Annotated in this window: 9 protein-coding genes and 1 pseudogene; 9 read left to right on the forward strand and 1 reads right to left on the reverse strand. The window is 70.1% G+C overall.

Annotation, left to right across the window (positions count from 1 at the left end; genetic code table 11):
• Nucleotides 1–153: 153 nt before the first annotated feature.
• From ACYSMR_RS17800 to ACYSMR_RS17820, 5 genes are all read left to right on the forward strand, one after another.
• A complete protein-coding gene (locus tag ACYSMR_RS17800; protein WP_461746991.1) occupies nucleotides 154–1,158 on the forward strand; it encodes a TRAP transporter substrate-binding protein in 1,005 nt (334 codons plus the stop codon).
• A 17-nt stretch (nucleotides 1,159–1,175) separates the two neighbouring features.
• Nucleotides 1,176–1,709 carry a TRAP transporter small permease gene (locus ACYSMR_RS17805; RefSeq protein ID WP_461746992.1) on the forward strand — a complete coding sequence of 178 codons (534 nt, stop codon included), beginning with the start codon at nucleotides 1,176–1,178 and terminating at the stop codon, nucleotides 1,707–1,709.
• A gap of 165 nt (nucleotides 1,710–1,874) precedes the next feature.
• Nucleotides 1,875–3,011 carry a TRAP transporter large permease gene (locus tag ACYSMR_RS17810; RefSeq protein WP_461746993.1) on the forward strand — a complete coding sequence of 379 codons (1,137 nt, stop codon included), beginning with the start codon at nucleotides 1,875–1,877 and terminating at the stop codon, nucleotides 3,009–3,011.
• 83 nt (nucleotides 3,012–3,094) lie between these two features.
• Nucleotides 3,095–3,922: a 5-dehydro-4-deoxy-D-glucuronate isomerase gene (kduI, locus tag ACYSMR_RS17815; protein WP_461746994.1), complete on the forward strand. Its 828-nt coding sequence runs from the start codon at nucleotides 3,095–3,097 to the stop codon at nucleotides 3,920–3,922.
• A 12-nt stretch (nucleotides 3,923–3,934) separates the two neighbouring features.
• The gene (locus ACYSMR_RS17820) at nucleotides 3,935–4,732 is read left to right on the forward strand and encodes an IclR family transcriptional regulator (protein ID WP_461746995.1); all 798 of its coding nucleotides are present in this window, start codon (nucleotides 3,935–3,937) and stop codon (nucleotides 4,730–4,732) included.
• A gap of 1,356 nt (nucleotides 4,733–6,088) precedes the next feature.
• On the opposite strand, the gene ACYSMR_RS17825 is transcribed toward ACYSMR_RS17820, so the two are convergent.
• On the reverse strand, nucleotides 6,089–6,715 hold the full coding sequence (locus tag ACYSMR_RS17825; protein ID WP_461746996.1) for a calcium-binding protein: 627 nt from the start codon (nucleotides 6,713–6,715) through the stop codon (nucleotides 6,089–6,091).
• Nucleotides 6,716–6,814: 99 nt separating this feature from the next.
• Here ACYSMR_RS17825 and ACYSMR_RS17830 point away from each other — a divergent pair, with 99 nt between their 5' ends.
• The 4 genes and pseudogenes from ACYSMR_RS17830 (at nucleotide 6,815) to ACYSMR_RS17845 (ending at nucleotide 9,659) form a co-directional block, all read left to right on the forward strand.
• Complete coding sequence (locus ACYSMR_RS17830) at nucleotides 6,815–6,997, forward strand: hypothetical protein (RefSeq protein WP_461746997.1); 183 nt, start codon at nucleotides 6,815–6,817, stop codon at nucleotides 6,995–6,997.
• A gap of 328 nt (nucleotides 6,998–7,325) precedes the next feature.
• On the forward strand, nucleotides 7,326–8,504 hold the full coding sequence (locus tag ACYSMR_RS17835) for a nuclease-related domain-containing protein (protein ID WP_461746998.1): 1,179 nt from the start codon (nucleotides 7,326–7,328) through the stop codon (nucleotides 8,502–8,504).
• Nucleotides 8,505–9,337: 833 nt separating this feature from the next.
• Nucleotides 9,338–9,385: pseudogene (locus ACYSMR_RS17840) on the forward strand (hypothetical protein); the annotation flags it as partial.
• A gap of 130 nt (nucleotides 9,386–9,515) precedes the next feature.
• Nucleotides 9,516–9,659, forward strand: a complete 144-nt coding sequence (locus ACYSMR_RS17845) for an Lsr2 family DNA-binding protein (protein WP_461748046.1) — start codon at nucleotides 9,516–9,518, stop codon at nucleotides 9,657–9,659.
• Nucleotides 9,660–10,718: the final 1,059 nt, after the last annotated feature.

The following is a 10,718-nucleotide window of genomic DNA, read 5'->3' on the forward strand; positions in this document are numbered from 1 at the left end:
TGGCGCAACTCAGTTCTATGTGGTTAGAGTAGCGCCTGACCCCGCCCGTGGCGCAAATCACATCGCGGACCGTGACTCACCCTCGCGGGCCGTGACTCACCCTCGCGGGCCGTGACTCACCATCGCGGACCGCGATTCACCGAGGAGGAACTCATGCAGAAACGACGAATGCTGGGCACGCTCAGCGCCGCAGCCCTGATGACCGTGGCGGTGGTGTCCTGCTCCGCCGAGGCCGGGGACCAGGCGCAGACCGTCTTTCGTGTCGCGTTCAACCAGGACGCCAACCACCCCCAGGCCCGGGCGCTGGCCGAGCTGTCGGAGGAGCTGCAGGCCCGCACCGAGGGCCGCTACGCCTTGGAGCTCTACACCGACGAGACGCTCGGGGACCAGGCGGCCACCATCGAGCAGGTGCAGTCGGGCACGATCGACTTCGCCGTCGTGGCCGGGACGCTGCTGGAGAACTTCGAGTCCGATTTCTCGGTCGTGAACCTGCCCTACCTCTACGACTCCCCCGAGCACCAGTTGTCGGTGCTCAACGACCGCGCGGCCGTCGGGGAGCTCTACGACACCCTCACCGACGACAACATCCAGGTGCTCACCGCCTACCACGGCGGGGTGCGCAACGTGTACTCGACCGACGGGCCGGTTCAGACGCCGGCCGACCTCGCGGGGCAGAAGATCCGGGTCATCGGCTCGGACACGACCGTGCGCATGATGGAGCTCATGGGCGGGGTCGGCACGCCGATGGCCCAGGGCGAGGTCTTCACCGCGATCCAGTCGGGGGTGCTCGACGGGGCGGAGAACAACGAGCTGATCTACTCCTCGCTCTCCCACGACGAGATCGCCCCGTACTACTCGCGCACCGAGCACCTGATGATGCCCGACTACCTGGTCACGAACCCGGCCGTGTGGGAGGGCCTCTCCGAGGAGGACCGGGCCGTGTTCGAGGAGCTGCTCACGACGTCGGTGGACACCGAGCTGGAGCTGTTCAGCGCCGCGGTCCAGGAGGCCACCACCGCCGCCGAGGAGGCCGGGGCGCAGTTCAGCGACGTCGACCTCGACGCGTTCCGCCAGGCCGTGCTGCCGCTGCACGAGCAGAAGGCCACCAGCGACCTCGCCCGCTCGGTCTACGACAAGATCGAGGCGGCGCGCGGGTGATGAGCACCGGGGAACGCATGAGCATCACGGAACGGGCGCTCACGGTTCGGGCGTGGCTCGACGGGGCGCTGCGCACCCTGTGCATCGGTCTGTTCGCCGTGCTGGTGCTGCTGGTGGCGTGGCAGGTCTTCACCCGCCTCGTGCTCGGCCAGCCCAGCGCCTGGTCCGAGGAAGCGGCTCGGCACACCTTCGTGTGGGTCAGCCTGATCGGCATCGCGATCGCGGTCGGGGAGAAGGCCGACGTCATCATGGACGTCCTCGTCCAACGGCTGCCGCTGGCCCTCCAGCGCTACGCCGACGTCCTGGCCTACCTCGCCACGCTGGGGTTCGTGCTCTACGTGATGGTCTTCGGCGGGTTCCAGCAGTCGGCCCTGGCGTGGGGTCAGCAGAACCCGCTGCTGCCCTTCACCCAGGGCCAGCTCTACCTCGCCCTGCCGATCTCCGGGGTGCTGCTGAGCATCTACCTGACCATCCACATCGTCGCTGCCTTCCTGCCCGGCTACCAGGGGCACGTCGGCGTCGACGAGGACCTCGAGGCGGCGGCGCTGTGATCGATCCCGGTACCATCAGCGCCCTGCTGATCGGCGGACTCGTGCTGCTGCTGGCGATCGGCGCGCCGGTCTCCGTCGCCATCGGCCTGCCCTCGGCACTGTGCATGCTGCTGATCGTCGATTTCGGCCGCGGGGCGATCACCGCCGCCCAGCAGATGGTCGGGGGTGGACTCGTTCGCGCTGCTGGCCATCCCGTTCTTCATCCTCGCCGGCGGCATCATGAACACCGGCGGCATCGCCGAGCGCTTGATCAACCTCGCCCGCGTGCTGGTGGGCCGCACCCCCGCGCCCCTGGTGCAGACCAACGTGATCGCCAACGCGATCTTCGGCTCCGTCTCCGGCTCCGCCGTCGCCGCCGCCGCCGCCGTCGGCTCGACGATGTCCCCCATGCAGCGGCGGGCCGGCTACGACCGCGCGTTCAGCGCGGCGGCGAACATCGCCTCGGCCCCGGCCGGCATGCTCATCCCGCCCAGCAACACGCTCATCGTGTACTCCCTCGCCGCCGGCGGCACCTCGGTCGGGGCGCTGTTCGTCGCCGGCTACGTCCCCGGCATCTTGTGGGCACTGGCCTGCGCGGGCGTCGGGCTGCTCTACGCGCGCCGCCACCCCGACCTGCGGGGCGAGCCGTGGCCGGCGTTGCCGGTGTTCCTGCGCACGCTGTGGCGCGCGGTGCCCTCCCTCGGTCTGATCGCGGTGGCGATCGGCGGCATCGTGGCCGGCTTCTTCACCCCGACCGAGGGCTCGGCCGTGGCCGTGGTCTACGCGCTGCTGCTCTCCTTCCTCTACCGCACCATCTCGATCCGGCACCTGCCGGGCATCCTCTTCGACGCCACCCGCACCAGCGCGATCGTGATCTTCTTGATCGCGGTGTCGACGATCATGTCCTACGTCATGACCTACGCGCGGTTGCCGCAGCTGATCGCCGAGTCGCTGTTCGGCTGGACCGACTCGAAGGTCGTCGTGCTGTTGATCATGATGCTCGTGCTGCTGCTGATCGGCATTCCGCTCGACCCGACACCGGCCATCTTGATCTTCACCCCGATCTTCCTGCCGATCGCGCTCTCCTACGGCATCGACCCGGTGCACTTCGGCATCGTGATGGTCTTCAACCTCTCGATCGCCGTCATCTCCCCGCCCTCGGCTCCCGTGCTGTTCGTCGGAGCCCAGGTCGCGAAGATGAAGCTCGAGCCGGTCATCGTCAAACTGGTGCCGTTCCTGCTCGTGCTGACCGCGCTGCTGTTCGTCATCGTCTTCGTCCCGGAGCTGTCCCTGTGGCTGCCCGGCCTCATGGGCCTGCTCTGACCCCCGTCCGACCCCGTCCGACCCCGTCCGACCCCGCTGAGCCCTGGCTGAGTCCGAGCTGAGCCCTCATGGAAGGAATCTTCATGACCGCCGTCCACGGCCCCACCTCCCCCGAGCAGATCCCCGGTGCCACCCAGCAACAACTGCGTGAGCGCTACCTCGTGGAGGACCTCTTCGTCCCCGGCAGCGTGCGCACCGTCGTCACCCACTACGACCGCGTGGTCGCCGTCGGCGCCGTGCCCACCGACGCGCCGCTGGCGCTGGAGGCCGTGCCGCAGATCCGCAGCGAGCAGTTCCTCGACCACCGGGAGATCGGCATCGTCAACATCGGTGCGCCCGGGGCCGTCACCGCTGACGGCCACCGCCACGCGATGACCACCGGCGCCTGCCTCTACCTCGGCCGCGGCGTCCAGGACGTCTCCTTCGACTCCGACGACCCCGCGGCCCCTGCTCGCTTCTACGGTTTCTCGGCACCGGCCCACACCACCTACCCGACCGCGCTCGTCGAGCCGGGACAGGGCACCGTGCGCGAGCTCGGCGACCCGCTGACCTCCAACCGCCGCACGCTCAACCAGTACATCCACGAGAACGGCGTGCGCAGCTGCCAGGTGGTCATGGGCGTGACCCAGCTGCACCCCGGTAGTATGTGGAACACGATGCCGGCGCACACCCACGACCGCCGCACCGAGTTCTACGTCTACTTCGACGTGGCCCACGACGCCCGCGTCGTCCACCTCATGGGCGAGCCCTCCGAGACCCGCCACCTCATGGTCGGCGACGGGGGCTGGTGCTCTCCCCGTCGTGGTCGATCCACTCGGGCGTGGGAACATCGAACTACTCCTTCGTGTGGGCGATGGCCGGGGAGAACCAGTCCTTCGACGACATGGACGGTGTCGCGATCGCCGAGATGAGATGAGGTGGCCATGACCGTCGAACACCGGGTGCTCGACACGAGCCCGGCGCCGTCGATGGGCGCGAGCGAGAAGACGCTGCGGGTGCTCGAGGCCGCCGTCCTGCACAACCGCTTCACCGACATCGTCGAGGAGACCCGCCTGGCCAAGGCGACCGTGCACCGCATTCTCGCCACGCTCGTCGAGCAGGAGTTCATCACCGGTGACAGCGACCGCGGCTTCCACCCGGGCCCCCGCCTCCTCGGCATCGCCGGCAGGGCCATCTCGCGCCTGGACATCACCTCCCTTGCGGAGCCGATCGTCGACGCGCTCGTGCGCGAGGTCGACTGCACCATCCACGTCGGCGTCGTCAACGGCTTCGAGATGGTCTACGTCATCCGCCGGGACTCCACGAAGCCCTACCGGATGGCCTCCCGGGTGGGCCTGTCGATGCCGATGCACTGCTCGGGCATGGGCAAGGTCGTGCTCGCGAGCTGGTCGGCCGAGCAGGTGGACCGGTTCATCGCCGAGGCCGGCCTGCCCGCACGCACCGACAGGACCATCACCGATCCCCAGCAGCTGCACGCCGAGCTGGCCCGTATCCGTCAGCGCGGCTACGCCCTGGACCTCGGCGAGAACGAACGCGGCACCGTGTGCGTCTCCGCCCCGATCCACGACCACCTCGGCCGGGTGACCTACGGCCTGTCGATCTCCTCGATCGCCCTGGAGCACCCCGGCTCCAGCATCGAGCAGTTCGCCCCCCAGGCGATCGCCGCCGCCGAGGCGATCTCCCGAGCACTGGGCTTCTCGGCCGAGCGCGCCAGCGCGTAAGTGCTGCAGCGCGTAAGTGCTGCAGCGGCTCCCCTCGGGCCGCGCTCGCCGGGGGCGGGTCCCCGTGGTGTCGCTGCAGGAGGCCCCGGGACGGCAGGGACCGTCCCGGGGCCTCGCCCGTCGATGACCGCCCGAGGGCAGATGTCGCGGCGGCGCTCACGGTCCTCGTTCGCCCGGGGGAGCACGAGGCCCCGGCCGGAGCCGGCAGGCACCGGGCAGCTGCTGGGTCGGCTACCGTGGCGCTGCCGGGCAGGACGGGGTCGAGGACCGGCCGCCAGCTCCTGTACGTCACCGCGGTGGGGCCCACCGTGCCGGCCACGCCCCAGGAGGCCTTCACCGTCGCCTCGCCCGCCCAGGCCCCCGGGTCCCGTCCCGGGAGGCGGTGTCCTGTCGGGATCCGGTGACGGGCGCCCCGGTGGCGGGGCCTGCGACGGGGCAGGCCCGGGGGCGTCAGTACACCTGGCGGTGCCTGGCTGAGCACCCAGTCGATGGTGCCCGGGGCGGGACAGAGGACACCCTCGCGGTGGTTGTCGGTTCAGCGCCCTGAGCCTGCCTTCAGGTCCGGCTCCCGCTCGTATTCCTGCTCGTATTCCTGCTCGGGGTTCGGTCAGCGGAGCGCCCAAACTGCGGAAGTGTTCCCTTCGGCCCCGTGAGTACCAGTACTGTCCCCGGGGAAGACCACTGCACGCCACGGCAGGGCCTGCACCGATGGTGTGCCCACGCGGCTGTGGTATCCGACCGAGGACCCTGCGCCCGCCCCGAGCTTCTTGACACCGGTGGTACGCGCGACACGCGGAACGAAGAGACGTCGAGTCGAGCGAACCTCCGCAGGTCAGGGACCACCGCCCGTCCGCCGACACTCGTTGCCCCCCGAACGGGGGCGCCGGGAATTTCGCTCGGGGGTGGTGAGATCACCACACCTACTCTTGCAGGCGCTGGCCTGAGGCCCTCCCACCACCCGGGCGGCCACCGGGGGTGATCGACTCCGCGCGACGGCAGATGCCGCCCCTGTCCGCAGGGCGTTCAGGACCTTCGGGCGAGCACAACCACCGCTCCTTCCCGGACGGGCAGCTGCCGCTGATCACGGCTTCGACGGCGTTGTCCGGCGCCAAGGGCATCCCGGGCCCGCGAGAGCGGGCCTCTGCGGGCGCGGGCCACAGCAGACTCGCCCCCTCCTCACCACGCAGCAACGCCGGCCCTGTCTGCGCCCACCGGGGGAGCGGAGGGCTAGGTTCCCGTGGGTGTTCCTGGAGGATGACGCCGACTTGCCACCACGGGCGAGTCCGGACCTCAACGGTATGGGCAACCTCGTGGCTTCCTGCCCCAGGTGCCACCCCGCCAAGAGCGCCCGCCCACTCACCGGCGATGAGGCGGAACAGCTGCTGGCCCGCAACGGCGCCGTTGCCGGTGCCCACACCCGCTGGAACGGGCTCTGGAACGGGCTCTGGAACGCCCCTCACCACTGCTCCCGGTCCGCCCGCGAAGGCCTCCACCGACCGGTGCGAGTTCATACGCCGCGTCCACCGTGAGGCAGAGGCCTTTGCCCCACCCACGCGCTGGTCGCGGTGGGGCACAAACAGTCCTGCACTCCTCGGGAGGTGGGCCGCTGCTGGATCTTCGGACGGGGAAGACCCGTTCCGGTGATGCCCGGTGATGACGGTTTTCCCGGTGTCGAGGTGAGGGGCCCCGCCCATCCCCTGATGGATGGGCGGGCTCCCATCGTGCGTTTCCTCCGGGCGGGTGAGGGATCCAGCAGCTGACCCCGGTCTCGGCGCGGCAGGTGTCCTTGCCAGGTCCACCATGGGCGCTGTCGGGGCCGGCGTCTCCGCGGATGGTGTCGGTGCCGTCCTGCCCGTACAGGGAGTCGTTCCCGTTGCCGCCGCGGATGCTGTCATGGTGGTTGTTGCCGTGCAGGGTGTCGTAGCCCTCGTCTGCGCGGATGGTGTCGTTGCCGTCACCACCGCGCCGAGACCCGCTCCGCACCGGAGCCGGAGCGACCCGATCCGGTCTTCCCCCTCACCCCCGGACACCCCCAGAGCCCCGGAGGAGATGGCCCGGTCCGCCGTGAGATGGGTCGTGCCGGTGGCCGGAACACGCGAGGACCTCGACATCGGACGGATGGACGCCTCCTACACCCACCACGTACCCGGACCGCGCTCGCGGGCCGCGACCACGGTGCGGGAGCACAAGCGTCGTCCTGCCGGCTCCAGCCCCTACGCCCCACCGACCATCACGGTCCGGGCGCATCCCCGTCGGGGCACCTGAGCGCTGGGGCGGTCTTCGCCTGGGTGGTCAGTGCCGCGCGGGGGAGGGATGGTCCGGGGCCGGATCTCGCAGGACGGGTCCTCGACAAGGGCCTGCTCGAGCATCCAGACGTGGGCTAGCCCGCAAATGAGGGGGTGCGGCAGGGGTAACGGCATCATTTGGGCCGCTCGCGGCGCCCCTGCTGCGCCCAGGTCGCGCGCTCGCCGCTCTGTTCGGCGTGGTGGTGCCGGGCCCCCGGCGCGTTGGTCGCTGTTGACGCTGACTCATTACTCACCCTTGGAGACAGATCGTTTACGTTTGCACACGAATGGGTGGGGCAGGAGACGAGATGGCTGAGACAGCACGGTCGCAGGGCGACACCGGTGCGGCAGGAGACGACCGGTGCGCCGGCGGCACGAAGGGCTGCTCACCCCGATCCGAGCACCGTGATCTGGCCGCGCCACGCCTGGTGGTGAAGCGGTGGCGGCGTTACGGCCACGACCGTTTGTACGTGGCGCATCCCGGTGGGGTGAAGCTCGGCTGGTGGGACCTGGTCACCGATGAACCCCACCCCGAGGCCCCGCAGTTCCTGCCGGTCCTGGTGGAGGCTGTGGCGGGGTGGAAGGCCGGCCGGCGCCCCGGTGACCGCTCAACCAGTGCTCCCGTAGACGCCGTACCCGGCGCAGCGGTGACGGTCCAGCCCGTCACCCCAGCCCAGGCTGCTCCCTCCACTCCCGAGGGCACTCACGTCGTCTCTGCGCTCGCCGCCCCGGCCGCTCCCGAAGGCACCTACCTCGCCTCGGCGCTCGCCGGCACATCGGCTCCGGCGGGGGAGGAGGCCGGGGTGGGTGTTGCGCGACCGGTCAGCCGTGTCGCCACCGATGAGACCACCGAGCCTGTTGCCCGGCCGTGGGTTGATCTGGCTGCCAACACCCCCGGGGCGCAGGCGCGGGAACAGGCCCGCACGGCCCGGGAGGCTGCGCCGGTGAAGACGGTGGTGGCCCGCCTGCTGGGGGTGCACACCGAGGAGCGTGCGTGGCGGATCGGAGCCGATGGGGAGGTGAAGGTCGCCGCCCGGCTGGCCAAGGTGGTGGCGAGGGATCCTCGGTGGCGGGTGCTGCATGCCATTCCGGTGGGGGAGCGGGGCGCTGATATCGATCACCTGGTCATCGGTCCTGGCGGGGTCTTCACGGTCAATGCCAAGCACCACCCCGGGGCAAGGATCTGGGTCGGTGGGAACACGGTACTGGTCAACGGTCATCGGCAGCCCTATGTGCGCACCAGCCGTCATGAGGCCGCCCGCGCTACTCGACTCCTCAGCGCGGTCTGTGGCTTTCCCGTGGCTGTGGAGGGGCTGATCGTGACCGTGCGCGCCGAGGACGTGGTCATCAAGCAGCAACCCGATGGCGTGTCGGTGGTGTCCCGCCACCAGCTCACCCGATGGCTGCTGCGTCAGCGTGACATCCACGCCCCCGAGGTGATGGAGGCCGTCTATGAGGCGGCGCGGCGCTCCACCACCTGGCAATAACGGGCCTGGGAGCGGCCGGCCATCGGGGCCGAGGGTAAGCATCGGACCGCCCGTGCAACACGGCTTGAGCCATGTGGCCAGAGGCGAAGGTGGGGTAGGGGCAGCGACCCGCCCGTTCTACAGGCCAGTCTGTGGGCTGACGGGATTAGCTGACGAGGTGGTGGATGGGGTTGGCGCTCACCACCCACCGTCGCACCTCCTCGGAGGTGTCTTGCGGCACCGTAACCGTCCGGGGAGGTGAAGGTCTGCTCCAGAGCCACCGTCGGCTCCTCGGACGCAGTCGGTGACGGGTCGCTGGTCGGCTCCGCGGAAGCACCCGCAGACGGCGCCGTGGAAGCCGAGGCGGTCGGCTCCGCAGAAGTACTGGCGCTCGCCGGCGCGGAAACCTTCGATGGTGCAGCTGCGCCCGAGTCCTGGTTGGAGCACCCGCTCACCGCCAGCACGCAGACCAGGGCAGCCGACAGCAGGGCAGAGCGAGGGGTGAACACCATGCAAGCAGTTTCGCAGATGCAACACATCGATGGTGTTGCTGCCGTGGGATGCAAGACATAAACCATCTCAGCGAAACCTAACTGCTAATCCGCCCCGCGCCCACGCCCCCATCGCAGGCCAGGAAGTCCCACCCCTAGGGGACAAGATCACACCCCATAGCGCCCCTTTGCTAGAAGACGCCCACTCGTAGCTAGCGCTCGCAGGGCTAGAGCAACGAGCTGACATCCACGGTGTAAACGTGGATGTCAGCGCGCACCTGGCCGTAGCAGACGAAGTAGACGGCGCAGAACGTGCAAATCATTCTCACCGACAACACCGACAACAGCCAGGCGGCAAAAACCGTGCGCTTCGGCCTCGACGGCAAGGACTACGAGATCGAGCTCAGCACCGCCAACGCCGAGCATCTGCGCGAAGCACTGGCCCCGTACAGCAGCGCGGCCCGTAAGGTCACCGCGAAGACCGGCACCCGTTGCCACCTCCCGCACCAGCCAGGGCGGTGGCAACGGAGAGACCGCCGCGATCCGCGCCTGGGCGAAGGCCAACGGCTACGAGGTCTCCGACCGCGGCCGGATCCACCGGCACATCAAGGACGCCTACCGGGCTTCTCAGAAGGCAGCGGCGCTGTGGCGGGTGTCGGGCTGGGGTGCTGCTGTGTGGTGGTGATGAGGGGCCGACGGCTGAGGTGAGGAGGTTCATTCATAAATAAATGAATAAACCTGGACGGGCGGAGCGGGGGACATGACGGGTGGTGTGGTGGGAGCTGAGACTGCCGGTGTGGCAGGGGCCTCGGCGGGGTGCTGAGGCCCCCTGCCTTGTTGGGGGTGTGGTGGGTGGCTTGGTGGTGGGGCCCTGGGGTGGGGCCGCGGGTATTGAGCTCGGCGGCCGCGGTTCTCGTAGTCGGGTAGCTGCTCGGGTGGTTGCTGGGGGCCGGTGCGGGCCGTTGGGTGCTGGGGTTGGCCGGCCCTGGGGTGCAGGGGAGGCTTCGGGAGGCGCCCTTGTGGACGCCTAGGGCGCTTGTGGGCGCTGGGTTTGGGGATGGCCGGTAGCGGAGGCTGCGGGGGCGCAGCCTCGTCCTGCTGGGCCCTCTTGCCACCCATCTCACGGGTAGGTGTGCTCTGCCCTACTCCATCCGGCCACGCATCCCCCTGAGGGCGTCTCCGCGGTGGGTGAAGTGCGGTGTCCTCGCGCAGCGCGAGGACGGTCCAGGGCTACGGCAGCGCCAGGGGAGCAGGCACCCCGCCAGCGGCCCGGGGATGGTTGTGGTGATGGGGCTCGTGGCCGCGGGCGTCGAGCTCGGGGGAGCTGGTGCGCGGTTGGTGTTCTGGGCTGCGGTGGTGCTGGGTGGTCGGCCGGCCGGGGCTGCTCAGGGCTTGGGGTGTTCTCTTCGGCTGAGGATGTGGGGTTCGAGCTCGAATCCAGCAGGAGTCGAGTGGTGGAGGGGGCCGGGGGTTGGGGGAGGTGGTGGGGCTGCGGTAGCTGTGGGGCACCCACCCCCGCCCTCCCCAGGCCCTCCCCTACGCCCCCGGGGGGAGCTCTGCCCTCCTCCACCCAGCCACGGACACCCCCTGGGGCGTCCCGCGCTGCGCGAAGCGCAGTGCGAGGACGTCCCGGTGAGCCGGCTACGACACCCGACCAAGCACCCCACCAGCGGCCCGGAGGGCCGCCCCCGGCGCGGAGCGCCGGGGCCGGGCGGGCGCGGAGCGCCCGAGCCCGCCGCCCCCC

Source organism: Kocuria sp. U4B (genome assembly GCF_054875615.1).